We start from the raw sequence: 26,259 nt of genomic DNA on the forward strand, positions 1-26,259 counted from the left end.
GCCGGGGGGCACTCCGCCCACCACTCCCTGCCTGCCTGCCTGCCTTCCCCGCCCGTTCGCAACATTCCGTACCTACCGGAAAGAGCCGCCATGGACACCATGCGTGACCGTTTCGCCCCCGTCGTCTCCCAGCTGCTCGACGAGGATCCCCGAGTCGCCGTCGTGCTCGCCGAGATCGGTCTGGCGCCGTTCGCCCGGGCCGCGCACCGCCACCCGAACCGGGTGATCAACGTCGGGATCAGGGAGCAGCTGCTCGTCGGGGCCGGGGCGGGGCTCGCGCTCGCCGGGCTGCGGCCCGTGCTGCACAGCTTCGCGAGCTTCCTCGTGGAGCGGCCCTTCGAGCAGGTCAAGCTGGACTTCGGGCATCAGGACCTGGGCGGGGTGCTGGTGAGCGCCGGCGGGTCGTACGACGTGTCCGCCGGTGGTTTCACCCACATGGCGCCCGGTGACGTGGCGCTGCTCGACACGCTCGACGGCTGGTCCGTGCACGTGCCGGGCCACCCCGACGAGGCGGAGGCGCTGCTTCGGCACGCGGTCGGGGCGGGTGACGAGCGGGTGTACGTCCGGTTGTCCGTGCAGTCCAACCGGGAGGCGCTCGCGGTGGACGGGGCGCGTCTGCTGACGGTGCGGGAGGGGCGCGGGGGCGTCGTGGTCGCCGTCGGGCCGCTGCTCGACAATGTGCTGGCCGCGACGGCGGGGCTCGATGTCACCGTGCTCTACGCGTCGACGTTGCGGCCCTTCGACTCCGGGACGCTGCGCCGGGCCGCGGGCGCGGGCGACGCCGCGGACGTCGTTCTCGTCGAGCCGTACCTGGCGGGTACGTCGACGGCCGCCGCGAACGACGCGCTCGCCGCTCTCCCGCACCGGGTGCTCGGGCTCGGGGTGGGCCGGCGGGAGCTGCGGCGTTACGGGAGCGTCGAGGAGCACGTCGCCGCGCACGGGCTGGACGCGGCGTCGCTGCGGGAGCGGATCAGCGGGTTCCTGGGCGCGCCGGTTGCCGCTTAGAGCCTGCCCTCGGCGCGGGCAGGGAGCGGACGGCCGGCGTGTCCGCCCGGACGAGGCCACGGACGGCGGGGACCGCGAGGAGGGCGGCGGCGCAGGCGACGGTGACGGCGCCGCCGATGAGGAGGACGTGATGGGTGCCGAACGCGGAGGCCGCGGGGCCGGCGAGCGCCTGGCCTACGGGGGCCATGGCGAGGGAGCCGGCGACGTCGTAGGCGTGGATGCGGTTGAGGACATCGCGGGGCACCTGCGTCTGGACGCTCGTCGCCCACATCACGCCCCAGAACGACATGCCCGCGCCGGCGATCGCGCAGCCCGCCATCATGCCGGGCACGCCGAGGCCCGCCCCGACGGCGGCGGGGTACAGGGCGAAGGCGAACAGGGCGAGGGAGCCGGCGCGGAGCATGCGGCGGGGCCGCAGGCGCAGGGCGATCAGGCCGCCGACCACGGTCCCCGCGCCGAGCGCCGAGTTGACCAGGCCGTAGGCGCGCGGGCCGTGTTCCAGGGTGACCTGGGTGGCGATCAGCGGGACGGCCGGGCCGGACGCGCCGATCATCAGGACGCACCAGATGGCGATGACGCCCCACAGCCAGGTCCTGGAGCGGAACTCGCGCCAGCCCTGGACGAGGTCCTTGCGGAAGCCGTTGTTCACGGGCTCGCTGTCGGGCGCCGCGGGCGGCAGTCGCAGGAGGAGCAGACAGAGGGCGCTCAGGGCGTACGTGCCCGCGTGCGCGGCGAAGACCAGGCCCGGCGAGGCGAACGCGACGAGCAGGCCGGCGACGGCGGGGCCCGCGAGCTGTGAGCCGGACTCGGCGACGCGGATCGCGCCGTTCGCGGCTTGTACGTCGTCGGCGAGGCGGGGCACGGTGCTGGCGACGCCGGGCTGGAAGAGCGCGGACGCCGCGCCGTTGACGGCGCCGATGACACAGATCTGCCAGAGCACGACGTGGCCGGTGAAGAAGATGACGGCGGCGAGGGACTGCGACAGCAGGCGTGTGGCGTCGGCGCCGATCATCAGCCACCGGGTGCTGAAGCGGTCCGCGAAGACCCCGCCGAATATGACGAGTCCGGCGAAGCAGGCGACGGACGCGGCCATCGCGAGACCGACGGCGCCCGCGCCGTACCCGTACTGGAGCAGTCCCGCGGCGAGGGCGACGGGCAGCATGGTGTCGCCGAGCTTGGCGACGGCGCGTGCCGTGAAGAAGAGGCCGAAGTCCCGCGACCAGATGCCGCCCGGCCGGGGCGCGTGGTCGACGCCCCCCGGATCATCGCTTTCCGTGCCGTCCCCGCCCATGCCCGCCCGGCTCCTCCCGCCGCTCCCGCCCCTACGGGCGGATCATGCCACGCGCCCCCGGCCGGTTCCTACGGAGTTTCGGTCCGCCGTTCGCGGGCCCGCTTCCGGGTGGGCGTCGAGGAGTCGGGGCGGGGCCGCCTGGCGCCAGGAGTCGGTGAGGACGGCGCGCAGTTCGTCGGTGTCGTCGAGTGCGGCGAGCCGGGCGCGGACCCAGGCGAAGGACGCCTCGTGGTCCGCGATCCAGAACTTCTCCGGCTCGGCCAGGACCAGTTCGTCGCGCTCCTCCTTGGGGCAGCGCACGGCGATCGACGTCTCCTCCTCGGGCAGCGTGGCGAACATCTTCCCCGCGACCCGGAAGGTCGGCATGCTCCAGGCGGTCTTCTCCGTCGTCTCGGGCAGGGACAGGGCGATGGTGCGTACATCCTCGGCGTCCGGCATGGGAGGAACCGTAGCCAGCGGCACTGACAACGACGGCCGACGGGCCGGTCACGGCACGCGCTTGTCCAGCCAGGCCGTGAGGTCCGCCTGCACCTCGTCGCGGTTGGTCTCGTTGAGGATCTCGTGGCGGGCGCCCTCGTAACCGCGCCACGTCAGGTCGTCGACACCGGCGTACCGGAAGTCCTCCAGGAGTTCGTGGACGAGGGTCATGCGCTGGTTGCAGGGGTCCTCGGTGCCGGCGGCGACGTGGATCGGCAGGTCGGCGGGGACGCGGGCGAGGTTCGCCGGGTCGTTGACGCGGCGCACGGCCCGGACGAAGTCCAGGGTGAGGCCGGTGGAGAAGGGGAAGCCGCAGCGTTCGTCGGCCACGTACGCGTCGACCTCGGCCTCGTCCCGCGAGAGCCATTCGAAGCCGGTGCGGTGCGGGTACGGGTCGTTGAACGAGGCGAACAGATCGGGGACGAAGGAGGAGGGGGCGGCCCGGCCGGAGCGGGCGATCTCCGCCTCCAGGGCCGCGAGCGCGCCCTCGTTGTCGGCGCCGGGCAGCGAGCGGAACGTACCGGAGAGGATCAGGCCCACCAGGTCGTCCGGGTGCCGCTGGACGTAGTCGCGCGCGAGCAGCGAGCCGAGGCTGTGGCCCAGCAGGACGAAGGGGACGTTCGGATGGAGGGCGCGTGCCTGGTCGCCGATGGCCTTGAGGTCCTCGACGATCGCGATCCAGGCGTCGACCGTGCCGGGCTCCGCGTCGTCGGTGACGCCGAAGCCGCCGGTGGTCGCGGCGGTGGCGCCGTGGCCCCGGTGGTCGGAGGCGATCACGCCGTAGCCGTGTCCGGTGAGGTGCCGGGCGAACCGCTCGTAGCGCAGTCCGTGCTCGGCCGCGCCGTGGGCGATCTGCACGAACGCGCGGGGCCTGCCGCCTTCGGGCAGCCAGGTGTACGTGGCCACGGCCGCGCCGTCGCCGGTGGTCAGCACGCTGGTGGTGTACGCGGGGTCGGTCATGGGGGCGGCTCCTGTACGTAGGTGGCGTGCGGGTGCTCCGCACCTCCCCACCTCCCCTGCCCCGTCCCCGCTCATGCCTGCCGACCGGCCAGGAGAGTCCGCCCGGGGTACTTGTGGAACAGCGTCGTGGGCCGCAGGGTCCCGGCGGGGTCGGCCGCGTAGTCGGGGATGACGCCCGCCTCGGTCCAGCCGGCGCTCCGGTACAGGGTCTCGGCCGGGCTGCCGGTCTCGGTGTCCAGGACGAGGAGGGTGATGCCCGCGTCGGCGGCGGCCTGTTCCGCGGTGGTGAGGAGGGCGCGGCCGAGGCCCTTGCCGCGCGCGGAGTCGTGCACCATCAGCTTGACCACCTCGGCCCGGTGACGGCCGTTGGGTTTTCCGTTGAAGGCGAGGGAGACCGTGCCGAGGCAGCGGCCCGAGGGCTCGTCGAGGGCGGCCCAGACGGCGAGGGCGCCGCGCTCCACGGCGGGGGTGAGCGCACGCCACCAGTCGGAAGCGGCTCGCGGGGTGAGCCCGTGCAGGAAGCCGAGGGAGCTGCCGCCTTTTACGACGTCGGCAAGGAGCTCCCCCAACGCGTCGGCACGGGACAGGAGCTGAGTGGCCGTCAGACGTTCCACGGCGAGGGTCACGGGAGGACCACCACCAGCGCGTAGCGCACGGCTTCCGGGCCCGGGCAGTGGAAGTGCGTGGGGCCCCAGACGCGAAAACGCAGGCAGTCCCCGGTGGCGAGGGTGTGCGTGACGCCCTGCACGGTCAGGTCGAGGCGGCCGTCGAGCACCCAGATGTGCTGTTCGAGGCCGGGGACAGGCGGCTGGTCGTAGGCGATGTCGGCGTACGGTTCGAGGTGCCCCTCGACCATTTCGGCGCGCAGCCCCGCGAGCGGCGGGGACACCGAGCGGCGGACGAAGCCGCTCGTGTCGTCGCGCCACACGGGCTGCTCGGCGGCGCGGACGACCTGGGCCGGGGCGGACTCGACCTCGCTGAGCAGTTGCGACATGGTGCGCCCGTAGACGGCGCACAGCCGGTTGAGGAGTGCGGCGGTCGGGCTGATCTCGGCCCGCTCGGCCCGGGACAGCGTGGACCGGCTCACTCCGCTGCGGTCCGCCAACTCACCGAGCGACCAGCCGTGTTCGGACCGCAGCTCGGCGAGGCGGGCGCCGAGTCGGGCGTCGACGGGGTCGAGTTCGGTGTCGACGGCGGTGGCCGGGACGGCGCCGGGGAGGGGCGGGGGCACATCTCTCTCGCGTCTCATATTCGGCACGATATCCCGGATATGAAACAGGGCGGTGACGGGGCCCGCCACCGCCCCTGTGGCCGCCGGGGTCAGCCCTCGGCCGCCTCCCCCAGCGCGTCCAGGACGGGCCGGATCAGCGGATGCGCCTCCGCCCCGTGCCGAACCGCCGCGAAGACCTTGCGCGTGGGGGCGACACCCTCGATCGGGCGCACGACGACCTCGGCCAGGTCCATGCCGACCAGCGCAGAGCGCGGGACGAGAGCCACGCCCGCGCCCGCCGAGGCGAGGGCGACGACCGCGCGGAAATCGTCCGACGAGTGCTCGAACTGCGGGGAGAATCCGGCGTGTTCGCAGGCGAGGACGACCACGTCGTGGCACGGGTTGCCGGGGTAGGGGCCGATCCAGGTGTCCTTCGCCAGGTCGGCGACCGGCACCCGCCCGGCGTCCGCGAGCCGGTGCGTGACGGGCAGCACCGCGTCGAACGGCTCCGCGTAGAGCGCCACCCGGGTGATCCGGTCGTCGTCGGCCCCCGGGGCGCCCCGGTACTCGACGGCGACCGCCACGTCGATCCGCCGGTCGAGGAGCATCGGCAGACTGGCGTCGCCCTCGGCGTCCTGGACCCGGACCCTGATGCCGGGCGCGGTGGCGGCGAGCCGGGCCAGCGCAGGGCCGACGACCAGGCCGATCCCGGTCGCGAAGGAGGCCAGCGTCACCGTGCCCGCCTCGCCCGTGCTGTAGGCGGCCAGCTCCGCCTCGGCCCGCTCCAGCCGGGCCAGGACGGCGTTGGTGTGGGTGAGCAGGATCTCGCCCGCCGGGGTGAGCCGGACCCCGCGGGCGCCGCGCTCGACCAGCTTGTGGCCCGTCTCCTGCTCCAGGGCCGTCAGCTGCTGGGAGACCGCCGAGGGGGTGAGGTACAGCGCGGCGGCAGCCGCCGTCACCGTGCGGTGGTCGGCCACCGCCCGGAGGATGTGCAGCCGCCGCGCTTCGATCATGGTGCCGATTGTCCCAAACCGGTCAGCCCAGCTGCGCGCGGGCCGCCACGAAGGCGTCCACGGCGCGGTTCACGTCCTCGGTCGAGTGCGCGGCGGAGAGCTGGACGCGGATGCGGGCCTGGCCCTGCGGCACGACCGGGTACGAGAAACCGATCACGTAGACGCCACGCTCCAGGAGCAGCTCGGCCATGCGGCCCGCGACCGACGCGTCGCCGATCATGACCGGCGCGATCGCGTGGTCGCCGGGCAGGACGTCGAAGCCCTCTTCCGTCATCCGCGTCCGGAACAGCTTGGTGTTCGCGGTGAGGCGTGCACGCAGGTCGTCGGCGGATTCCAGGAGGTCGAGGACCTTCAGGGAGGCGCCGGCGATGACCGGGGCGAGGCTGTTGGAGAACAGGTACGGGCGCGAGCGCTGGCGCAGCAGGGCGACGATCTCGGCGCGGGCCGCCACGTAGCCGCCGGACGCGCCGCCGAGGGCCTTGCCGAGGGTGCCGGTGATGATGTCGACGCGGTCCATGACGCCGTGCAGCTCGGGGGTGCCGCGGCCGCCGGGGCCGACGAAGCCGACGGCGTGCGAGTCGTCGACCATGACCATCGCGCCGTGGCGCTCGGCGAGGTCGCAGATGTCGGCGAGCGGCGCGACGTACCCGTCCATGGAGAAGACGCCGTCGGTGACGATCAGCTTCCTGCGGGCGTCGGAGGCCGCGTCGAGCTGGGCTTCGAGGTCGGCCATGTCGCGGTTGGCGTAGCGGAAGCGCCGGGCCTTGGACAACCGGATGCCGTCGATGATCGAAGCGTGGTTGAGGGCGTCGGAGATCACCGCGTCCTCGGGGCCGAGGAGGGTCTCGAAGACGCCGCCGTTGGCGTCGAAGCAGGAGGAGTAGAGGATCGTGTCCTCCTGGCCGAGGAACGCGGACAGGCGCGCCTCCAGCTCCTTGTGCACCTCCTGCGTCCCGCAGATGAAGCGGACGGAGGCCATGCCGTAGCCCCAGCGGTCCAGGGCGGCGTGTCCTGCGGCGATCACCTCGGGGTGGTCGGCGAGGCCGAGGTAGTTGTTGGCGCAGAAGTTCAGCACCTCGCCGGGGCGGCCGCCCGCGGTCACGGCGACCGTGGCGGACTGCGGGGTGCCGATGACCCGCTCGGGCTTGTGCAGGCCGGCCGCGACGATCTCGTCGAGGGTCGTCCTGAGGTCTTCGCGTACGTTGTCGAGCATGACGAAAGTCCTTGTCAGCGTGGGGAGTTCAGGAGGTCCAGTCGAGGATGACCTTGCCGCCGCGGCCGCTGGCCGCGTCGTCGAAGGCGGCGTCGAAGTCGGTGGCCGCGTAGCGGCCGGTGATCACCGGGGCGAGGTCGAGGCCGCCTTCCAGGAGGACCGACATCGCGTACCACGTCTCGAACATCTCGCGGCCGTAGATGCCCTTGAGGGTGATCATCGAGGTGACGATCCGGGCCCAGTCGACGGCGAACTCCTGCGCCGGCAGGCCGAGCATGGCGATCTTTCCGCCGTGGGTCATGTTGGCGAGCATGTCGCGCATCGCGGCGGGGTTGCCGGACATCTCCAGGCCGACGTCGAAGCCCTCGCGCAGGCCGAGGGTGCGCTGGCCGTCGGCGATGGTGGAGTCGGCGACGTTCAGGGCGAGGCTGACGCCGACCTTGCGGGCCAGCTCCAGGCGCTCCTCGCTGACGTCGGTGATCACGACGTGCCGGGCGCCCGCGTGCTTGGCGACCGCGGCCGCCATCAGGCCGATCGGTCCCGCGCCGGTGATCAGGACGTCCTCGCCGACGAGCGGGAAGGAGAGCGCGGTGTGCACGGCGTTGCCGAACGGGTCGAAGATCGCCGCCACATCGAGGTCGACGGGGACGCGGTGCACCCACACGTTCGACGCGGGCAGCGCGACGTACTCGGCGAACGCGCCGTCGCGGCCCACGCCGAGACCGACCGTCGCGCGGCACAGATGGCGCCGTCCGGCGAGGCAGTTGCGGCACTTGCCGCACACGAGGTGGCCCTCGCCGCTGACCGTGTCACCGACCGCGATGTCGGCGACGTCACGGCCGGTCCCGACGACCTCGCCGGCGAACTCGTGGCCGACGACGAGCGGCGCGGTGACCGTCGACCGCGCCCAGCCGTCCCAGTCGCGGATGTGCAGGTCGGTGCCGCAGATCCCGGTCCTGAGCACCTTGATCAGTACGTCACCGGGGCCGATGGACGGCTCGGGCACGTCCGTCAGCCACAGTCCCGGTTCGGCCTTCTCCTTGACCAGTGCCTTCAACGGCTCGGCTCCTGTCGTGGCGCACCCGGGCAGCGCGAAGCCGCCCGGGTACGGGAAAGAGTGGAAGAGTGAGGGTGGCGGCCGTCCGCCGCCACCGAAGACTCTTCCCTACGTCGGCGCCCCGGTCCATCGAGGTTTTCTTAAGCGCCGCCGCAGCTTTCCTTCAGGCGGCTCGTTACGGGTGCACCTGGACCTGGGCGAGCCCCACGCGGCCGGTGCCGGTCAGCAGGACGCGGACGTAGCGGGCCTCGGTGTCGGTGTCGAGCAGGGTGGGGCGCAGGGCCTTGCCCGTGACGTGGACGGTGGTGGCGTCGGAGAAGTCGGCCGACGACGCGAGGCGCACGTCGAACCCGGTCGTCGTCATCGACGCGTCGTTCCAGATCTCGACCTGCCCGATGTGCCGGTCGGCGCCGAGGTCGACCTGCCACCAGGCGCCCGGCTCGGCGAGCGTCCGGGTGTCGGTGGAGGTGTCCCCGTCGACGGCCCGCGCGGCGGCGGCCGTGCCCTCGGTCGAGGACTGCGAGGCCGTGCCGGTACGTGCCAGGTCGGGGCGGAGCTGCTCGACGCGGCCGTGCCCTTCGGCGCCCGCGGCCGCGGCCACCTTCAGGGCGGCGGCGGGCAGCCGGTCGAGCTTGGTGTGGTTGTCGCTCATGGTCGAACCGGTGCCCGCGAGAGCGGGGGTGTCGGTGTCGGTCCAGTTGCCGGTGGCGTGGTTGTCGATGCCGTAGTCGGCCCAGTTGGAGACCCATTTGTAGCCGAGGCGGGTCAGCACGTTGCCGCTGACGGTGATGTGGCTGGACTGTTCGTCGAGGTAGATGCCGTTGCCGTCGCGCTCGGTGTTCCCGTAGGCGCTGCGGTTGATGTAGTTGCCCGAGATCACGGTGCCGGGCTGGGCGCCCTGGGTGTAGATGGCGCCGCCGTCGTGCTGTTTGTGCGCGACGCGCATGACGTTCGTGATCCGGTTGTCCGTGACGCGGTTGTCGCGGAGGACGGACTCCCGGGCCTCGGGCTGGTTCCAGCCCCAGCCGACGGAGATCGCGGAGTACGGCAGGTCGTCGAGGGTGTTGTGGTCGATGACGGTCGCGGCCTCGTAGCCCGCCCAGATGCCGACGGCGTCCGTGTACTCCACTCCGGTGCGCCGGACGGTGTTGTACGACACCGTGTTGCGCGCCCCTACGAGTTCGGGCGCGGGCCGCGGCTCCGTGTCGCCGATGTACGCGGCGCCGGAGGAGAGGTCGGTGAAGGTGGAGCGGGTGAGGGTCGAGTCCTGCGTGCCCCGCTCGAACACCGCGCCGGCGCCCCCGAGATGGGTGAAGGCCGCGTGGTCGACGCGTATGTGCCGGCCGCCGCGCACGGTGAGCGCGGCGGCGGGCTTGGTGTAGAACCGGCCCGCGTGGTCGACGGGCCCTGTGGCGCCGGTCAGGGTCAGTCCGGCCTGCATCCCGGCGTAGCCCTCGTCGGTGGACGGCTGCCGGTAGGCGGCGTGGGTGAAGCCGATGCCGGTGACGCGGACGTCGTGGGCGCCGTCGATGACGAGCAGGTTCTCCGTGACGGGCGTGACGGCCCTGGAGCGCCGCGGGTTCTCGCCCTCGCGCGGCAGGTACGTGACGGTCCGCGCGGCCGAGTCCCATACGAACTCGCCCGGCTGGTCGAGGAGTTCGCGGGCGTTCTCGAAGAAGGCGACTTCGGAGTAGCGGGCGGAGTCGACGGCCGTGGAGTCCCAGGCGGGGCCGGTGCGGCCGGTGCCGGACGCGGAGTTGGTCCAGCAGGGCCGGGCGAACGTCATGAGGTCACCGGTGACGGACGTGATCCGGCAGTGGTAGTTGCGCCACCGTACGCGGATGACGGCCTCGGCGTCGGTGGGCCTGGCCCACTGCGCGATGCCGGTGGCCCGGGCGCCGGTCATGCCGGTGCCGGTGGCGTCGCACACGGCGGCGGCGCAGGAGTCGCCCCGGGCGCGCACGGCGCGTTCGCCGTCGACGAAGAGCTGGCGCGGGACGACTCCGTCGGGCACCTTCGCGGTCCAGGTGCCGTCGGCGTTCGCGGACCAGCCGGTCAGCGCCCGGCCACCGGAGAGGACGGGGTGGGCGCCCCGGGCGGCGGCCCAGGTGACCCCGGAGTCGTCGGCGCCCAGCTCCAGCGGCGTACGCAACTCATAGGTGCCGTCGGCCAGTTCGACGCGGACGTCACGGCCGGTGACGGTCCGCGCGGCGTCCCGCGCGCCCTCCACCGAGCAGGGGCGCCCGGCGGTACAGGACGTACCGGAACCGTGCGGCGCGGCGTGCAGGACCTTCGGGGTGGGGGCCGCCTGGGCGGCGGGCAGCGGGGCGAGGGCAGCGGCCGCGGCGGCGAGGAACGCGGCGGCGGTGGCTCGGACTGCCCGGGTGCGGACTCTCATGCGGCGACCTTCCGCTCGTACGGAACTGGGACGGGGCGTGGCGGGGCGCCCCGCGGGGGCACGGGGAACGGCGTGGGCGACCGCGTACGACCTGCGGTCGTCCCGGCACAGACGCGAGCGGGCCGGAGGGCGCTCCGGGCCCGAGGGCCGGTCACGCGCCGGCCGTCCAGTCGGGACGACCTGGCATCGGCGGGTTCACCGCACCGAACAGCCAGTCCCGCAGGAACGTGTCGAGCGACCGGTCGCCGGTCACGGCGACCGCGTGCCGGATGAAGTCCTCGCTGGTGACGGTGCGGTCCTTGAACCGGCGCGGCCACTGCCCCATGATCCGGTCGAACTTCCTCTGCCCCGCCCGGAGTTGCAGCGCGTACAGGACCAGCGCTCCGCCGTCGTAGATATTGGTGCCGCCGAGCGCCTTGGGCAGCCCCGGCGGGCCGTCGCTCGCGCGGATCGCGTCGAGCTTGGCGTAGGTCGCCTTCATCTTGTCGTCCATGAGCGACCAGCCGCGTTCCTCGCTGTACAGGGCGGCGTAGTACACGGCCGGGCCCTCGTTCAGCCAGGCCTGCTGCCAGTCGTTCGGGGTGACGCAGTCGCCGAACCACTGGTGGGTCAGCTCGTGGACCATGGTGTTCTCGTAGGTGGGGTCACCGTCGGCGTTGGGCTTGAACCAGTTGGTGCCCATGAGGGTGAGCGTGGAGTTCTCCAGCGCGTCGGTGTAGCCGTCGTAGATGTGCACGCCGTACACGGAGAACGGGTACCGGCCGAACTTCGCCTCCAGCCAGGCGAGATGGTCCGGTGTGCGGGCCACGATCGGGCCGTACTTGTCCTCCTGGCCCTGCGGGACGATGTGCCGCAGCGGGAGTCCGGTGTGCGAAGTGCCGTACAGGTAGGTGCCTTTGACGACGGCGATGCCGAGGAGTTCGGTGGGCATCCGCTCGCGCAGCGCGAAGTGCCACAGGGTCGAACCGTCCGGCCGCTTGTCCTTGCCGGTCAACTCGCCGTTGGCGGCGGCGACATACCCCTCGGGCGCCGCGATGTGGAAGGTCCAGGTGGCCTTGTCGGACGGGGTGTCGTTGCACGGCAGGAACGTGTCGGCGCGCGAGGACTGCACGGCGGAGGCGAAGCCGCCGTCGGTGCCGAACTTCCAGCCGGTCAGCCCCACGCGCGGCGCCTTGCCGTTGCCGCGGTACGCGACAGTGACGGTGAACGGTGCGCCTTTGCGCAGCGGCCGGGCCGGGGTGACGGTCAGCTCCTGCCCCGATGTGCCGACGGACAGGGCGAAGGGCGCGGTGCGGCCGTTCACCGTGATCGCGTCGATGGTGTGGCCGTCGGTGTCCAGGTTGAACGAGGAGAGGTCCTGCGTGGCCTGCGCGCGGAGCGTGACCTTGCCGGTGAAGTCGTAGGTGACCGGCGTGAAGTCGAAGGTCAGGTCGTAGTGCGTGACCTGGTAGCCGCCGTTGCCGAGCGTCGGGAAGAGCGGGTCGCCGACGCCGTCGGAGCCGGGCCGGGGGCCGGAGCCCCTGGCGTGGGCGGCCGTGGCGAGGAGCGGGACCGTGAACGCGGCGCCGCCCGCGCCCTTCAGGAGTGCGCGTCTGCTGGTGGTCACTTCTTCCCCTTCGACGTGGGCTGCTCATGGGAGGCCTGCTCGAACTCGGCGCGGCACTTGTCGCCGCCGGCGCCGCGCCACTTCTTGACCAGGGCGTCGTAGGCCGACAGCGGCTTGCGGCCGGTGATGAGATCCTTCACCCCGTCGAGGTGGATGCTGTAGAGGCTGCCGAGGCCCTTGGAGTCCCAGGTCGGCGCCGTGTAGGCGAGCGTGGGGTCCTCGATCATCAGCGGGATGAGCTTCGTGTACGCCTCGTGGACGTAGCGCGCCGCTTCGGGGTGCGTGGCGCTGAAGAACGCGGGGGTCGCGGAGGCGAGCTTGGACCAGGGCACGGTGACGTCCTGCGCGCCCTGCTCGGTCAGGACGGGGGTGCCGTGCTTGTCCCGGTGGTGGTCGGTGCCCTCGACGCCGTAGTTGATGAGTGTGTACTCGACCGAGCCGAACGGGGAGGCGGCGAAGTCGGCGAGGCGCAGGAGCTCTTTCACGCGCTTGTCGTCGGTCTTGGTGAGGTGGCAGTTCTGCAACGAGACGTTGTCGGTCCAGACGACGGCGTCCTTGCCGACCGGCACCATGGGCCGCACGTCGAAGGAGCTGTCGATGGCGGCCATCGCGTCGACGTAACCGGTGGAGGTGGTCAGGTACGACGGCATGCCGTCGTAGACGTACGCGGCCTTCCCGTTCATGAACAGGCCGGTGTACTGGGCCTTTTGGGCGCCGGACATCTGCACGGTGCCGGGGTAGAAGCAGCCCGCCCTGTAGAGCTTCGCGGCGGTCTCGACGGCGTGCCGGTACGCTTCGTCCTCCAGCTGGTACGTCCACGTGCCGGTCTTGTGGTCGTGCTTCCAGTAGTGCTGGGCGCCGGACGACATGGCCAGCAGATTCAGGCTGCCGCCGGTGAAGAAGTACTCCTTCTTCCTCGCGTCGGTGAGGTCCTTGGCGAGCTCCACCAGCCGCTCGACGCTGTCGATCTGGTCGAGGCCGGTGACGCCGGCCTTCTTGAAGAGGTCGGCGCGGTAGAAGCCCGCGCCGCCGCTGCCCGAGCGGGCGATCGGGATGCCGTAGAGCTTGCCCGCGTAGATGGCGTCCTGCCAGGCGTACTCGGGGACGGCGGCCAGGTTCGGGTAGTCCTTGACCTTGTCGCCGGACAGGTGCGGGGTGAGGTCCGCGCACTTGGCGGTGAGGAAGGCGCCCTTGTTGTCGACGCCGCCGGTCTCCGGGTACATGAAGATGTCGGGGAGCTGGTCGCCCGCCACCATGGTGGAGAACTTCGCCGGGTAGTCGTCCGCGGGCACCGCCGTGAAGTCGACCTGGGTGCCGAGCAGCTTCTCCATCTCCCGCCAGGCGGCGTTCTTGCCCCGCTCGGGCGGCAGCGGCGCGAACGTCTCGGTGACCGCGGTGATCTTCTTGGCGCCCTTGAGCGGGGTGCCCCTGGTGGCGCGGGCCGGGTTCGCCGGGTACGTCAGGAAGGCGTTGGGTACGCCGGCCGCCGTGCCGGGCAGGTCGGCGTTGACGCCGATGGAGCGGACGGTGGTCGTGGGGAGCAGCTTGGCGCTGTTCGCCTCGGCCTTGGCGGTGGTGCCGCCGTCGCCGCAGGCGGCGAGGAGCGGGGCGGCGACGACGGCGAGGCCGGCGCCCGCACCCCAGCGGAACAAGGTGCGGCGGTTGACGGATGTGGTGCCGGGCATCGGGAAGCTCCTCGGTACGAGGGGACGGAGGACGAGTCGAGGGGGGTGCGGGCGGTGGCGTCAGCCCTTGACGGCGCCGGTGAGGACGCCCTTGGTGAAGAACCGCTGGAGGAACGGGTAGACGAGCAGGATCGGCACGACCGCGATCACGAGCACGGCCATCTGCACGGCCTGCTGCGGGGCGATCGCCTCGCCGGCCGCGGCGGTGTCGAGGTTCTGGCCCTGGAGGATGAACGTGCGCAGCACCATCGGCAGCGGCCATTTGTCGTTGTCGCCGAGGTAGAGCAGGGCGTTGAAGTACGCGTTCCAGTACGCGACGGCATAGAAGAGGCCGACGACGGCGACGACCGCCTTCGACAGCGGCAGCACGACACGGATCAGGGTGCGGAAGTCGCCCGCGCCGTCGACCTTCGCGGCGTCGTACAACTCCTCCGGCAGGTTCATGAAGAAGGCGCGCATCACGACGAGGTTGAAGGCGCTCACCATCGTCGGCAGGACGAGCGCGGCGAAGGTGTTGTAGAGGCCGAGCTCCTTCACCAGCAGGAAGTTGGGGATGACGCCCGCATTGAACAACATCGTGAACAGGGCCGTCATGAGGATGGCGCGGCCGCCGACGATGCCGCGCCGCGAGAGCCCGTACGCCATGCCGATGGTGGCGAGCAGGCTGAACGCGGTGCCGATGACGGTGACGCCGACGCTCACGAACAGGGCGCGGGTGACACGGCCGCCGGTGAAGGCGGTGCGGTAGGCGTCCAGGTTCGGGTGGTCGGGCCACAGGACGAGGCCGTTGGAGCGGATGATGTCGGTCTGCGAGGCGAAGCTGGTGCCGATGACACCGAGCAGCGGGTACGCGACCAGGCCCACGACGATGACGAGCGCGAGCCCCTTCAGGACGAGCCCCGCCCTGGTGGGGCGCTCCATCCACGGCGGGCGGGCACCTGAGGGACGCAGCTCTCCGTCGGCGGGTGCGCTGCTCCTGCGGCGGCGCGTGCGCACCGCGGTCGTGTCAACGGTCAGCACCGCGGTACACCCCTTCGTGGCCGAGCCGGTGGGCGAACTTGTTGGCGCCGATGACGAGCACGGTGCCGATCACGGCCTTCACCAGGCCGATCGCGGCCGCGGTGCCCCACTGGTTGTCCTTGATGCCGTGGAAGTAGACGTAGGTGTCGAGGACTTCACCGCTGCCGGGGCCGACGGCGTCGCGCTGGAGCAGGATCTGCTCGAAGCCGACGGTGAGGATGTTGCCGAGGTTGAGGATCAGCAGGAGGACGATCACCGGGGACAGGCCGGGCAGTGTGACGTGCCAGAAGCGGCGCCGGCGGGCGGCGCCGTCCATGGCGGCCGCCTCGTACAGGCCGCGGTCGATGGAGAGCAGCGCGGCGAGGACGATGATGGTGCCCCAGCCGGCGTCCTTCCACATGACCTGGAGCGCGAGCAGCCAGGGGAAGGCGTCCGGGTCGGTCATCATGTCGTAGCGCGGCAGGCCGACGGCTTCCAGCAGGTCGGGGACGACGCCCGCGCCGCCGAGGATCTGCTGGAAGATCGAGACGATGATGACCCAGCCGATGAAGTGCGGCAGATAGACGACGCTCTGCACGAAGCGGCGCAGTTTGTCGCTGACGATGCTGTTGAGCAGCAGGGCGAGCCCGATCGGCACGGGGAAGAACAGGACCAGCTGGACCAGCGCGATCTTCAGGGTGTTGCCGGTCGCCGACCAGAAGTCGGGGTCGGCGAAGGCGTTCGTGAAGTTCGTGAGGCCGGTCCAGGCGCTGTGCATGTAGCCCAGGTAGGGCTGGTAGTCCTGGAAGGCCACCATGTAGCCGAGCAGCGGCACGTAGTGGAAGACCACGAAGTACAGGAAGCCGGGCAGGCACAGCAGCAGCATCACCTTGTCGCGCTTGAGTCGCTGCCAGAGGGTCTTGCGGTGAACGACGAGGGGTGGAGCGGGAACAGTCATGGGGCGGTCCTGTTCGGCCGAGTGGCGCGGAAGCCGTGTCGCACGTAACTGCGTATCTGCGGCGGCAAGTTAGTAAGCGGTTAACCCCAGCGTCAAGGGATCCGCGGAACAGCCGCGTCAAGCAACCTCAGGAACTCGCCTTTTAAGACGCCCATTTCACGTACTAAGCAGACAACTTGCCCTGCCTGGCCAGCGCATGACCTTGACGGTCGAGCCGCTGCGTCCCTAGCGTGCCGTCACGCCATAGAACACGTTTACTGTCCGGAGGCAGGGTGCGTACCACTGACGAGGCGCCGGTCGAGGTCGCGGCCGCCGACGCCACACCGCCTTCGCGGCGGCCCCGTACGGTTCTCGCGATGGACTCCGCGGTCGTCGACGACGTCTTCCCGCCCGCCGTGCGGGCCCGCCTGGAGGAGACCGCGGACATCCAACCGCCGCACGTGGTCCGTGAGTTCGGCAGCGGGGAGGCGCGTGCCGCGCTCGCCGAATGCGAGGTCCTGCTCACCGGCTGGGGGTGCCCGGCCATCGACACCGCCGTGCTCGACCTGGCCCCCCGGCTGCGCGCGGTGATCCACGCGGCAGGAACCGTCAAGACGTTCCTGAGCCGGGACGCCTACGCGCGCGGCATCGCCGTCTCCTCGGCGGCGGCGGCCAATGCCGTACCGGTCGCCGAATTCACCCTCGCGGCGATCATTCTCGGCGCCAAGCGGGCGTTCCCGCTCGCCCGTCTCTTCCGCGACCGGCGCACCCACCGCACCGGCGCCGACCTGGACCGGCACCACTGGCTCGGCACCCACGGCATCACCGTCGGCGTGATCGGCGCCTCCCGGACCGGGCGCCGCGTCGTCCAGCTGCTGCGCTCCCTCGACGCCGAGGTGCTGCTGTACGACCCGTACGTCTCCGACGCCGAGGCCGAACTGCTCGGCGCGGCCCGCACCGACCTCGACACCCTGGTCGCCACCAGCGACGTCGTCACCCTGCACGCACCCGACACCGAGGAGACCCGGCATCTGATGGACGCCCGCCGCCTCGGCATGATGCGGCCGGGCGCTCTGCTGGTGAACACCGCGCGCGGCCCCCTCGTGGACACGGCCGCGCTCGTCGAGCACCTGGTCAGCGGCCGGCTGGACGCCGTGCTCGACGTCACGGACCCGGAGCCGCTGCCGCCCGGCCACCCGCTGTGGGACCTGCCCAACGTCTTCATCACGCCGCACATGGCGGGCGCCCAGGGCAACGAGGTGGGCCGCCTCGGCGCCCTCGCCGTCGACGAACTCGCCCGCTACGCGCGCGGGGTGCCGCTGAACCACCCCGTACTCCTCGACGACCTGGAACGGATCGCGTGAGCGCGCTCCCTTCGAACGGCCTAGGCTCTGGTCCGGGCGTGCAACCACAGGCGGACCAGGGGCCGGTGCGACTGCTGGACCGGCCGGCGGACCGGCGGTCCGATCGGCGGTCCGATCGGCGGTCCGATCGGCGGTCGGCCCGGCAGTCGGACTCGTGGTCCGACCGGCAGGAAAACCGGTGGTCGGGCCAGGAAGAGGTCCGATCGTCGAGGCAGCAGGAAGACCGGCGGTCGGGCCAGGAAGAGGTCCGATCGTCGAGGCAGCAGGAAGACCAGCCGCCGGAACCGCGAGCAGAGCAGCGGGCAGCCCGGCAGACAGACCAGCGTGACCATCAGGGGGTGGGCCGGATGTCCCGGCAGAGTTCAGCGGCACCGGGCAACGGCAAGGCCGCCGGTCGGCGGCGCGCGACCGTCGTCGACGTGGCCGAGCGCGCCGGCGTGTCCACGGCGACCGTGTCCCGCGTCATGAACCGCAACTACCCGGTCGCCGCCGAGACGCGCGAACGCGTGGAGGCGGCGATGCGCGACCTCGGGTATGTGGTCAACGCCCATGCCCGCGCCCTCGCCGGCGTCTCCGGCCGCACGGTCGGCATCATCGTGAGCGAACTCATCGACCCCTTCTACGCCTACATCGCCCGCGGCGTCGAACGAGAGGCCACCGACGGCGACCGGCTCTGCCTGGTCTGCTGCACGCAGGGCGACCCACGGCGCGAGCTGGCCTTCATCGAGCTGATGCACGAACGACGGGCCGACGCGGTGGTACTGGTCGGCGGCAGCGTCGACGACCGCGAGTACAAGGTCGAACTCGCGCGGCGCGCCCGCGAGTTGGACGCGGGTGGCTCGAAGCTGGTGCTGTGCGGGCGCCCCTCGATCGGCAACGGTGCCCCCACGGTCGGCGTCGAGTACGACAACGAGGGCGGCGCCTTCGCCCTCACCGACCATCTGATCAGCCAGGGGCATGAGCGGATTCTCTATCTGGGCGGGCCGCCCGGCCTCTCCACCGCCAAGGACCGGCTCGCCGGGCACCGCCGCGCACTCGAACTGCGGGGCATCACCCGCGACCCCGGCCTGGAGCAGCCGGGCCCGTTCAGCCGCACCTTCGGCTACCGGCGCATGGCCGAACTCCTCCAGGACGGGCCCGAGTTCACCGCGGTGTTCGCCGCGAACGACATCGTGGCGGCAGGCGCCGCGCAGGCCCTGGAGGAGGCAGGAGTACGCATCCCGCACGACGTCTCCCTGGTCGGCTACGACGACATCCCGGTCGCCCAGGAACTGCGGCCCCGCCTGACGACCGTCCGGATCCCCTTGGAGGAGATGGGCCGCCAGGCGGTACGCGTCGCGCTCAACGGAGGCGACGAGGACGATTGGCGCGCCCCCACCACCGGCACGCTGCGGCTCAGCACGCATCTCGTGGTGCGGGACTCGGTGGCCGCGCCACGCCCCGGCGGGAAACGCCGCCAGGACTGAGCCGACCGAACCGGCCGAACCGCTCGGTTCTGCCTCCGCTGTCCGCGCACTCCAGTTCCGCCCGCCATCGCCCCGGTGCGCGTTTCTGCTCGTTCACGCGGCGCTGGGCGTAGTAACGAACAGAAACTCGCCCGACCCTCTTGCGGCCGGATAGCAAACGCTTACATGCTGGCGCGCAGCCCCCACGCCCGTCCCGCCCATCGCCCCGACGTTCATCGTCCCCATGGGAGTCCCTGGATGCGCCCTGCTCGCCTGTCTTCTCCCTCATCCCCCTTCCCCTCCCCTTCTCCCTCCCCCTCCTTCTCCCCTCCCCTCTCCTCATCCGCCTCCGTCGGCGGCCCCCGGGGTGTCGGGCGTCGCGCCCTGCTCGCCGGGCTCACGGGAGCCGGCGCCGCCGCCGTTCTGGGCGCCCCCGGGAGCGCCGCCGCATCGGCCGCGCGCGGCGGGCCCGGCGACGACACCCTGCTCATCGAGGCATTCCCGGACGCCGAGACCGAACGGCTGCGCCTGGACCGTTCGCTGCGCGCCAGTGACTTCATCCCGACCGGCCGCTATGCCGCGCCCGGCACACACGTCACCGTCCGGCTGCGCTCGGGCCACGGGGTCCAGCCCGTGCTGCACATCGGCACGTTCGACGACTACAACACCGACACCGCCCTCAAAACCCCCCGCGCCCATCCCCTCACCCCCGGTACGAACACGGTCAGCGACCCCTACGGCGGGCCCCTGTACCTGAGCTTCGCCGGACACGGCCGACGGGCCGCCGTCTCCTTCGTCTCCGGCACCGCACGGATGGCCTCGTTCGTCCTCGGCCGCACCACCGAGGCGGACTTCCAGCGGCAACTGGACACGATCACGGAGGTGCCCTGGGTCGAACTCACCACCGACCAGGCCATCCTGACCCTGACCCGTGAGGGCGCCCTGCTCTACCGCGACGAGGACCATGCCGCCCTGATGGCGCTCTTCGACACGGTCATCGACTCGCACCACCGGATCAGCGGCCTCGACGGCCGCCGCCCCCTGGACCGCCCCAAGGCGGGCCGCTACCACTTCAACGAGGTCAGCGTCGTCCCCAAGGGCGTCGGCGCCTACGCCTGGCACGGCTTCAACGGTTTTCCCCGCGCCTATATGGACCGGCTGTGCACAGTCAGCGGCCTGACCACCCGCGGCTGGGGGCTCTACCACGAGCTGGGGCACCTCAACCAGCAGGCCGCGTACCAGGCGGGCACGCTCACCGAAGTCACCGTCAACATCTACTCGCTGGCGGCGCAGCGCACCCTGCACCAGCCCTCCAACCTGCTGACGGTCGACGCGGCGACCGGCCTCGACTGGTTCGCCTCCGCCCGGGCCAAGCTCGGCACGCCCGGCCTCTCCTACGTCGACGACCTCGGCGCGTACGAACAGCTCGTCCCGCTGCGGCAGTTGGAGCTCGCCTTCGGCGACGACTTCTGGCCGCGCCTGCACCGGCTGGTCCGCGCCGAGCACCAGCACGACGCCCCGGTCGAGGAGTACGACCATCCGCCGGAGGTGGAGGCCCGTCAGTACCGTGCGCTCGCCACCTACGCCTCCCGCACAGCGGGCCGCGACCTGACCGACTTCCTCGTGAACCGGTGGGCGATGCCGGTCGACGCCCAGGGGCTGGCGGAGATCGCCGCGCTGCGGCTGCCCCGACCCGCGGTCGACCCCAGCACCCTCTCGGACTGAACGGACTGAACGCACCGAACGACCCGAACGGCCCGGACGCCCCGACCGGCCTCCCCCGCTCGCCGCCTCCCTGAGGAGAACCCCCGCCATGAACAGCTTCCGTCCTCTCGGCCGCCGCTCCGTCCTGGCCGGCATCGCCGGTGGCGCGGGCGCGGGCGCGCTGTCGCTCGCCGGTGCCGGCCCCGCGTCGGCCCGTACGCCCGCCGGGCGTGCCCCCACCACGGTCACCACCCGTGCCTTCACCGACGCCGAGACCGAACGGCTGCGGCTGGCCACCACCTACCGCGGCAGCGACTTCATCGCCACGGGCCACTACGCCCCCGCAGGCGCCGCGATCACGGTCCGGGTGGCGGCGCTCGACGGGGTCCTGCCGACACTGCACATCGGCACGTACGACAACCATCCCGAGAACGCCGACCTCATGACGCCCCGCGCCGTCACCCTGGCCCAGGGCGTCAACACCTTCAGCGACCCCTACGGCGGGCCGATCCATCTGCGCCTGCCCGGCGACGGCGAGCGCGCTCGGGTGACCTTCGCGCGGGGCGCGGTGCGCATGCCGACGTTCGTCCTGGGCGGCACGACGGAAGCCGCGTTCCAGCAGCAGCTCGACACGTTCACCGACTCCCTGTACGTCGAACTGGTGTCGCCGCACGCGCTCGTGACCGTCACCCGGGCGAACTTCCTGCCCTACCGGGGCGAGGACCACACCGCGCTGATGAACACCTTCGAGAAGGTCATCGCCTCCCACGCCGTCGTCGCCGGGCTGGACGGCTCCTCCGCGCTGCACCGGCGCAAGGCGGGCCCCTACCAGTTCAGCGAGGTCCAGAAGGTCCCGGCCGGGGTCGGCGCCTACGCCACGCACTACTACAACGCCTTCCCGCCCGCCTACTTCGACCGGCTCCTGACCGTGCAGGGCCTCACCACGCGCGGCTGGGGGCTGTACCACGAACTCGGGCACCTGCACCAGCAGTTCGCCTACCGCCCGTCCGGCCTGACCGAAGTCACCGTCAACATCTACTCGCTTGCGGCGCAGCGCACCCTCGGCCAACCCTCCAACCTCCTCACCCCCGATGCCACGACCGGCCTCACCCCGTTCCGGTCCGCACTGCCCAAGCTCGGCGCTCCGGGGCTCGCCTTCGCCACCTCGTTCGGCGCCTACGAGAAGCTGGTCTCCCTGCGCCAGCTGGAACTCGCCTTCGGCACCGGCATCTGGCCCGAACTGCACCGCCTCGTCCGCACCGAGAACCCGCAGTCCGACTGGGCGACGCAGGACGCCCTGCGCTGGGCCGATTTCGCGGTCTACACCAGCCGTGTCAGCGGCTACGACCTCACCGACTTCTTCGTCTCCCGGTGGGCGTACCCGATCAACGCGGAGGGGCTCGCCGCGCTCGCCGCACTCCGACTGCCGAAGCCACCGGTCGACCCGGCCACCCTGTCCGACTGACCCGGGAGAGGACGACCCATGGACCTGACTCGACGTCAGACGCTCACGCTCGCCGGAGCGGGCGCCGCCGCGACCGTGCTTCCACCGGCGGGCAGCGCCGCCGCCGAGGAGACCGACCCGTACGAGGTACTCCTGAGCCGCGCCGGACAGCAGCTCACCGGCGGCGCGTTCGACGCCGGCGACCCCGACTTCGCGGCGGCCCTCACCGCCCTGGACACACAAGCCACCGCCTGGTGGCGGCAGCTCGACACGTCCACGGCGCGGACGGCTCTGTGGCCGGACCTCGCCCCGGCCTCCGACCCCGGCATGTTCGGCCAGAGCTACCCTCGACTGCGGACCGTCGCCACCGCCTGGGCCACCCCCGGCACCTCGCTGACCGGCGACGCGACCGTGCTCGCCGAACTCCTCGACGCGCTGCGCTTCCTCAACACCGTCGGCTACCACGCCGCTCGCCCCGAGTCCGGCAACTGGTGGTTCTGGGAGATCGGCGCGCCCCGCGCGCTCATGGACACCTGCGTGCTGCTGCGCGCGCGGCTGCCCGCCGACGATCTCGCCGCGTACGTGCGGGCCGTCGCCCGGTTCGTCCCGGACCCGGACCGCCGCACCAACTCCCCCTCCCTCGCCGAGACCGGAGCCAACCGCGCCGACAAGGCCGTCATCGTCGCCCTGCGCGGTCTGCTCGCCCGCGATCCCGCCGCCCTCGCCCTGGCCCGCGACGGCCTGTCCGACCTCCGTGACAGCGGCAGGAACAGCCTTTTCCGGTACGTCACTTCGGGCGACGGGTTCTACGAGGACGGCTCCTTCGTCCAGCACGGCAACGTCGCCTACACGGGCACGTACGGGAGTGTCCTGCTCGGCAGCGCGGGCCAGCTCATCGCGCTCCTCGCCGGCTCCGAATGGGCCGTCGCCGATCCGGCCGTCACCGTGCTGCACGACGCCGTGGACCGGGCCTTCTCCCCCGTCCTGTTCGACGGCGTGATGATGGACCCGGTACGCGGTCGCGCGATCTCCCGCGAACGCGCCCCCGACCACACCGACGGGGCCGTGGCCGTCTCGTACATCCTGCAACTCGCCGACGGCGCGCCGCGGTCGTACGCGGACCGCTGGCGCGCGGCGGCCAAGGGCTGGATCCTGCGCAACAAGGCGACCCCCTACGCGGGTCTGGTCGGCGTCCCCGCCCTGGCGCGCGCGAAGGCGGTCCTCGACGACCCCGCGGTACGGCCCGCGGACCGGCTGACCGGGCACTTCGTCCTCGCCGACATGGACCGGGTCGTGCACCGGCGGCCCCGCTGGGCGTGCGCCCTGGCACTGTCCTCGAAACGCATCTGCGCCTACGAGGCGGGCAACGGCGAGAACCTGCACGGCTGGTACACCGGCGACGGCATGACCTATCTGTACGACGGCGACGACCCCGACGCGTTCGGCGACGGTTTCTGGCCGACCGTCGACCCGTACCGGCTGCCGGGCACGACGGTGGACACACGCGCGCGGACCGACCTCGGCACGGCCGGCGGGACCAGCACGTACCGCCCGAAGAACGCCGTCGCGGGCGGCGCCGTGCTCGACGGCAGGTACGGCGCGGCCGCCATGGAGCTGATCGCCGACGGGTCGACGCTGCGCGCCAAGAAGACATGGTTCTTCGTCGACAACGCGGTCGTCGCGCTCGGCGCGGACATCACCGCGAGCGACGGCCGCACGATCGAGACGATCGTGGAGAACCGGAACCTGCACGCCGACGGTGCGCCCCGGCTCGTCGTCGACGGCCGCCGGCAGCCCACCGAACAGGGCTGGTCGGCGCGCCTGGACGACGCCCGCTGGGCCCACCTGGAGGGCACGGGCGGCTATGTCTTTCCCTCCGGCGGCCTGCCCTCCGGCGGCTCGCTGCGCGCCCTGCGCGAGGAACGCACGGGCACCTGGCGGGCCCTCAACACGGGCGCGGACACCGGCGGCAGCACCACCCCTGTCACCCGTCGCTACGCCACTCTCTGGTTCGACCACGGCCCCTCCCCCGTCTCCGCTTCCTACGCCTACGTCCTGCTGCCGGGCGCGACCGCCGCCGCGACAGCCGTCTGGTCCCGGTCCCGCCCGGTGCGGGTCCTCGCCGCCGACGGCACCGTGCACGCCGTCGAGTCGCCCCGGGCGGGGTTGCTCGCCGCGCACTTCTGGGGTGCGGGCGCCGTCGACGGGCTGCGCGTGGACGGGTCCGGCACCGTCCTCGTACGGCGCCACGGCCACGGGGCCACCGTGGCCGTCGCGGATCCGGGCCGCACCGCCACGACGCTGACGGTCGAACTGCCCTTCCCCGTACGGCGCGTGGTCCGTGCCGACGACACGATCAGCCTCACGCCCGGGCGCCGCCCCGTCCTCACCGTCGAGGTCGCCGGTTCACGCGGCCATACGCACACGGCCGAACTCGCCTGAACCCGCCGTCAGCCCGTACCGCGCACAGGGTCGGGCGCGGCGGATCTTCGCCACCGTCCGTCCCGCAGACCGACAGAGGAGCCAGCGAACCACCATGCCCGCCCCGTACTTCTCCCTGCCGCCCACCGACCGTGTCCGCTCCCCGCTGACGGGCTGGACGCGGGCGCACTGGGAGGCCCTGGCCGACCGGCAGCTGGACGCGCTGCTGCCCTATGCCACACCGGGGTTCGCCCAGTACCGGCTGCCCGGCCGGGCCAGCTGGTCCGGGATCGTCTCGGACGGGCTCGAAGGGTTCGCTCGGTCATTTCTGCTGGCCTCCTTCCGGATAGCGGGCGCGGGCGGCGGGGCGGAAGACCCCCGTCCGTCCGCTCTCTCCCACCTGATCGAAAGGTACACGGAGGGTCTGACAACGGGCACGGACCGTGACAGCGGGGAGGCGTGGCCGCAGCTCACCGACTGCTCCCAGCAGATGGTGGAGGCCGCCTCGATCGCGGTCGCCCTGCACGAGACCCGTCCCTGGATCTGGGACCGGCTCGACACCCGTGTCCAGGAGCGGGTCGTCGACTGGTTCTCCGGGTTCGTCGGCGGGCGGACCTGGGACAACAACTGGCGCCTTTTCCAGGTCGTGTCGGAGCAGTTCCTCGCGTCGGTCGGCGCCCCGTACAGCCGGAGCGACATCGACGGGGGCCTCGACCGGATCGAGGACTGGTACGTCGGCGACGGCTGGTACACCGACGGCGACGGCCGCAACTTCGACTACTACGTCGGCTGGGCGATGCACCTCTACCCGCTGCTGTGGGCCCGCATGGCGGGGCCGGACGGCGACGGCGGGCGCGGCAAGGTCTACCGCGAGCGGCTGGCCCGGTTCCTCGGCACGTACCCGCAGTTCTTCGGCGGGGACGGCGCGCCCGTGCACCAGGGCCGCTCCCTGACGTACCGGTTCGCGGCGACCGCCCCGGTGTGGATGGGGGCGCTGGCTGACTGCACGCCGCTGGCGCCGGGATTGACCCGGCGCCTGGCGTCCGGGGCGGCCCGGCACTTCGTGGAGCGCGGGGTACCGGACGAGCGGGGACTGCTGCCACTGGGCTGGTACGACACGTTCCTGCCCTCGACCCAGGCGTACTCGGGGCCCGCGTCACCGTACTGGGCGAGCAAGGGGTTCCTCGGTCTGCTGCTGCCCGCGGATCATCCGGTGTGGACGGAGCGCGAACTCCCGCTCCCCGTCGAGGAGTCGGCGCGGTACACCGCGCTGCCCGCGCCGGGCTGGCTGCTGCACGGCACCCCGCACGACGGCATCGTCCGGCTGATCAACCACGGCAGTGACCACAACCCGCTCGACGGCCCGGCCACCGACGACCCGCACTACGCCAAGCTCGCGTACTCCACGGCCACCGCCCCCGAGTCCGCACCGCACGCGTGGGCGCGTACCGTCGACAACCATGTGGCGCTGATCGCCGCGGACGGCACACCGTCGCGCCGCCGCCGCATCCATCCCCTCTCCTGCGAGGGGCGCCGGGCCTCCTCCCGTCATCACGCTCGGCTCCCCGGGTTCGACGAGGAGTTCCCGGTCGAGTCGACGAGTGTGCTGCACGGCCCGTGGGAGCTGCGGGTGCACCGGGTCCAGGCCCCGGCCGGGGTCACGGTCCGCGAGGGCGGGCACGCGGTCGCCGACACGACGCGGCCGCACACCGAGCAGGGTCCGGGGTGGGCCCTGACGCGCACGGAGACGGGTCTGACGAGCGCGGTGGTGGCGCTGCACGGCTGGGACGAGGAGGCCGGCATCGCGCGCGAGGTCGAGGCCAACGCCTACGGCCCGCATTCGGCGACGCCCTACCTCCGTTCGCTCCACCCCGGCGGCACCGGCACGCACGTCACGCTGGTGGCGCTGACCCGTGACGTGGTGCATCCGCGGGCGCTGCGGGAGTCGATCGCGTGCGTGGTGGACGACGACGGGCAGGTACGCATCACGTTCCCGGACGGCGAGACGGTGACCGTCTGAGCGGCGGGCG

General features: G+C 72.3%; 20 protein-coding genes. 7 read left to right on the top strand and 13 right to left on the bottom strand.

The genetic code is table 11. The features are described from left to right. Window positions 1-90: 90 nt before the first annotated feature. The gene (locus ACZ45E_RS03360; protein WP_468215817.1) at window positions 91-1,005 is read left to right on the top strand and encodes a transketolase family protein; all 915 of its coding nucleotides are present in this window, start codon (window positions 91-93) and stop codon (window positions 1,003-1,005) included. Here the strand turns inward: ACZ45E_RS03360 and ACZ45E_RS03365 are convergent. The 13 genes from ACZ45E_RS03365 to ACZ45E_RS03425 all read right to left on the bottom strand — a co-directional run bounded on the left by ACZ45E_RS03365 (window position 971) and on the right by ACZ45E_RS03425 (window position 15,872). After that, complete coding sequence (locus ACZ45E_RS03365; protein WP_468215818.1) at window positions 971-2,296, bottom strand: MFS transporter; 1,326 nt, start codon at window positions 2,294-2,296, stop codon at window positions 971-973. The genes ACZ45E_RS03360 and ACZ45E_RS03365 overlap by 35 nt on opposite strands. A 42-nt stretch (window positions 2,297-2,338) precedes the next feature. Continuing rightward, window positions 2,339-2,734, bottom strand: a complete 396-nt coding sequence (locus ACZ45E_RS03370; protein ID WP_468215821.1) for an MmcQ/YjbR family DNA-binding protein — start codon at window positions 2,732-2,734, stop codon at window positions 2,339-2,341. 48 nt (window positions 2,735-2,782) lie between these two features. After that, window positions 2,783-3,733, bottom strand: a complete 951-nt coding sequence (locus ACZ45E_RS03375; RefSeq protein ID WP_468215822.1) for an alpha/beta fold hydrolase — start codon at window positions 3,731-3,733, stop codon at window positions 2,783-2,785. Between the two features lie 71 nt (window positions 3,734-3,804). Continuing rightward, window positions 3,805-4,359: a GNAT family N-acetyltransferase gene (locus ACZ45E_RS03380; RefSeq protein ID WP_468215823.1), complete on the bottom strand. Its 555-nt coding sequence runs from the start codon at window positions 4,357-4,359 to the stop codon at window positions 3,805-3,807. Beyond that, window positions 4,356-4,982, bottom strand: a complete 627-nt coding sequence (locus ACZ45E_RS03385; protein WP_468215825.1) for a helix-turn-helix domain-containing protein — start codon at window positions 4,980-4,982, stop codon at window positions 4,356-4,358. The genes ACZ45E_RS03380 and ACZ45E_RS03385 overlap by 4 nt, the downstream gene beginning before the upstream one ends. 71 nt (window positions 4,983-5,053) lie before the next feature. Continuing rightward, window positions 5,054-5,956, bottom strand: coding sequence for a LysR family transcriptional regulator (locus ACZ45E_RS03390; protein ID WP_468215826.1), 903 nt, complete (start codon window positions 5,954-5,956; stop codon window positions 5,054-5,056). A gap of 22 nt (window positions 5,957-5,978) precedes the next feature. Continuing rightward, window positions 5,979-7,169, bottom strand: coding sequence for a glycine C-acetyltransferase (locus tag ACZ45E_RS03395; protein WP_468215829.1), 1,191 nt, complete (start codon window positions 7,167-7,169; stop codon window positions 5,979-5,981). Between the two features lie 28 nt (window positions 7,170-7,197). Further along, on the bottom strand, window positions 7,198-8,226 hold the full coding sequence (gene tdh, locus ACZ45E_RS03400) for an L-threonine 3-dehydrogenase (protein ID WP_468215830.1): 1,029 nt from the start codon (window positions 8,224-8,226) through the stop codon (window positions 7,198-7,200). 175 nt (window positions 8,227-8,401) lie between these two features. Then, complete coding sequence (locus ACZ45E_RS03405) at window positions 8,402-10,624, bottom strand: galactose-binding domain-containing protein (protein WP_468215833.1); 2,223 nt, start codon at window positions 10,622-10,624, stop codon at window positions 8,402-8,404. 151 nt (window positions 10,625-10,775) lie between these two features. Continuing rightward, entirely contained in the window at window positions 10,776-12,230 is a 1,455-nt protein-coding gene (locus tag ACZ45E_RS03410) for a M1 family metallopeptidase (protein ID WP_468215835.1), read from the bottom strand. Next, complete coding sequence (locus tag ACZ45E_RS03415; RefSeq protein ID WP_468215836.1) at window positions 12,227-13,915, bottom strand: type 2 periplasmic-binding domain-containing protein; 1,689 nt, start codon at window positions 13,913-13,915, stop codon at window positions 12,227-12,229. Before ACZ45E_RS03415 ends, ACZ45E_RS03410 begins: the two co-directional genes overlap by 4 nt. Window positions 13,916-13,975: 60 nt before the next feature. Continuing rightward, window positions 13,976-14,836 carry a carbohydrate ABC transporter permease gene (locus tag ACZ45E_RS03420; RefSeq protein ID WP_468216057.1) on the bottom strand — a complete coding sequence of 287 codons (861 nt, stop codon included), beginning with the start codon at window positions 14,834-14,836 and terminating at the stop codon, window positions 13,976-13,978. Between the two features lie 85 nt (window positions 14,837-14,921). After that, window positions 14,922-15,872: an ABC transporter permease gene (locus ACZ45E_RS03425; RefSeq protein WP_468215839.1), complete on the bottom strand. Its 951-nt coding sequence runs from the start codon at window positions 15,870-15,872 to the stop codon at window positions 14,922-14,924. 272 nt (window positions 15,873-16,144) lie between these two features. Here ACZ45E_RS03425 and ACZ45E_RS03430 point away from each other — a divergent pair, with 272 nt between their 5' ends. From ACZ45E_RS03430 to ACZ45E_RS03455, 6 genes are all read left to right on the top strand, one after another. Next, window positions 16,145-17,215, top strand: a complete 1,071-nt coding sequence (locus ACZ45E_RS03430) for a hydroxyacid dehydrogenase (RefSeq protein ID WP_468215842.1) — start codon at window positions 16,145-16,147, stop codon at window positions 17,213-17,215. 347 nt (window positions 17,216-17,562) lie between these two features. Beyond that, complete coding sequence (locus tag ACZ45E_RS03435) at window positions 17,563-18,681, top strand: LacI family DNA-binding transcriptional regulator (RefSeq protein WP_468215844.1); 1,119 nt, start codon at window positions 17,563-17,565, stop codon at window positions 18,679-18,681. A 237-nt stretch (window positions 18,682-18,918) separates the two neighbouring features. Then, window positions 18,919-20,385, top strand: a complete 1,467-nt coding sequence (locus tag ACZ45E_RS03440; RefSeq protein WP_468215847.1) for a M60 family metallopeptidase — start codon at window positions 18,919-18,921, stop codon at window positions 20,383-20,385. A gap of 88 nt (window positions 20,386-20,473) precedes the next feature. Further along, window positions 20,474-21,829 (top strand): M60 family metallopeptidase, encoded by a 1,356-nt coding sequence (locus tag ACZ45E_RS03445; protein WP_468215849.1) that lies wholly within the window; start codon window positions 20,474-20,476, stop codon window positions 21,827-21,829. An 18-nt stretch (window positions 21,830-21,847) separates the two neighbouring features. Next, entirely contained in the window at window positions 21,848-24,250 is a 2,403-nt protein-coding gene (locus ACZ45E_RS03450) for a polysaccharide lyase 8 family protein (RefSeq protein ID WP_468215851.1), read from the top strand. A 94-nt stretch (window positions 24,251-24,344) separates the two neighbouring features. Beyond that, window positions 24,345-26,249 carry a DUF2264 domain-containing protein gene (locus ACZ45E_RS03455; RefSeq protein WP_468215852.1) on the top strand — a complete coding sequence of 635 codons (1,905 nt, stop codon included), beginning with the start codon at window positions 24,345-24,347 and terminating at the stop codon, window positions 26,247-26,249. Window positions 26,250-26,259: the final 10 nt, after the last annotated feature.

Source organism: Streptomyces sp. NPDC030991, from assembly GCF_055571235.1.

What these genes read in the sequence shown, in the direction of transcription:
- ACZ45E_RS03375 (WP_468215822.1), bottom strand. Translation starts at nt 3,733, where the DNA reads ATGACCGACCCCGCGTACACCACCAGCGTGCTGACCACCGGCGACGGC.
- ACZ45E_RS03385 (WP_468215825.1), bottom strand. Translation starts at nt 4,982, where the DNA reads ATGAGACGCGAGAGAGATGTGCCCCCGCCCCTCCCCGGCGCCGTCCCG.
- ACZ45E_RS03445 (WP_468215849.1), top strand. Translation starts at nt 20,474, where the DNA reads ATGAACAGCTTCCGTCCTCTCGGCCGCCGCTCCGTCCTGGCCGGCATC.
- ACZ45E_RS03425 (WP_468215839.1), bottom strand. Translation starts at nt 15,872, where the DNA reads ATGACTGTTCCCGCTCCACCCCTCGTCGTTCACCGCAAGACCCTCTGG.
- ACZ45E_RS03370 (WP_468215821.1), bottom strand. Translation starts at nt 2,734, where the DNA reads ATGCCGGACGCCGAGGATGTACGCACCATCGCCCTGTCCCTGCCCGAG.
- ACZ45E_RS03390 (WP_468215826.1), bottom strand. Translation starts at nt 5,956, where the DNA reads ATGATCGAAGCGCGGCGGCTGCACATCCTCCGGGCGGTGGCCGACCAC.
- ACZ45E_RS03405 (WP_468215833.1), bottom strand. Translation starts at nt 10,624, where the DNA reads ATGAGAGTCCGCACCCGGGCAGTCCGAGCCACCGCCGCCGCGTTCCTC.
- ACZ45E_RS03455 (WP_468215852.1), top strand. Translation starts at nt 24,345, where the DNA reads ATGCCCGCCCCGTACTTCTCCCTGCCGCCCACCGACCGTGTCCGCTCC.
- ACZ45E_RS03360 (WP_468215817.1), top strand. Translation starts at nt 91, where the DNA reads ATGGACACCATGCGTGACCGTTTCGCCCCCGTCGTCTCCCAGCTGCTC.
- ACZ45E_RS03435 (WP_468215844.1), top strand. Translation starts at nt 17,563, where the DNA reads ATGTCCCGGCAGAGTTCAGCGGCACCGGGCAACGGCAAGGCCGCCGGT.
- ACZ45E_RS03395 (WP_468215829.1), bottom strand. Translation starts at nt 7,169, where the DNA reads ATGCTCGACAACGTACGCGAAGACCTCAGGACGACCCTCGACGAGATC.
- ACZ45E_RS03440 (WP_468215847.1), top strand. Translation starts at nt 18,919, where the DNA reads ATGCGCCCTGCTCGCCTGTCTTCTCCCTCATCCCCCTTCCCCTCCCCT.
- ACZ45E_RS03420 (WP_468216057.1), bottom strand. Translation starts at nt 14,836, where the DNA reads ATGGAGCGCCCCACCAGGGCGGGGCTCGTCCTGAAGGGGCTCGCGCTC.
- ACZ45E_RS03365 (WP_468215818.1), bottom strand. Translation starts at nt 2,296, where the DNA reads ATGGGCGGGGACGGCACGGAAAGCGATGATCCGGGGGGCGTCGACCAC.
- ACZ45E_RS03415 (WP_468215836.1), bottom strand. Translation starts at nt 13,915, where the DNA reads ATGCCCGGCACCACATCCGTCAACCGCCGCACCTTGTTCCGCTGGGGT.
- ACZ45E_RS03450 (WP_468215851.1), top strand. Translation starts at nt 21,848, where the DNA reads ATGGACCTGACTCGACGTCAGACGCTCACGCTCGCCGGAGCGGGCGCC.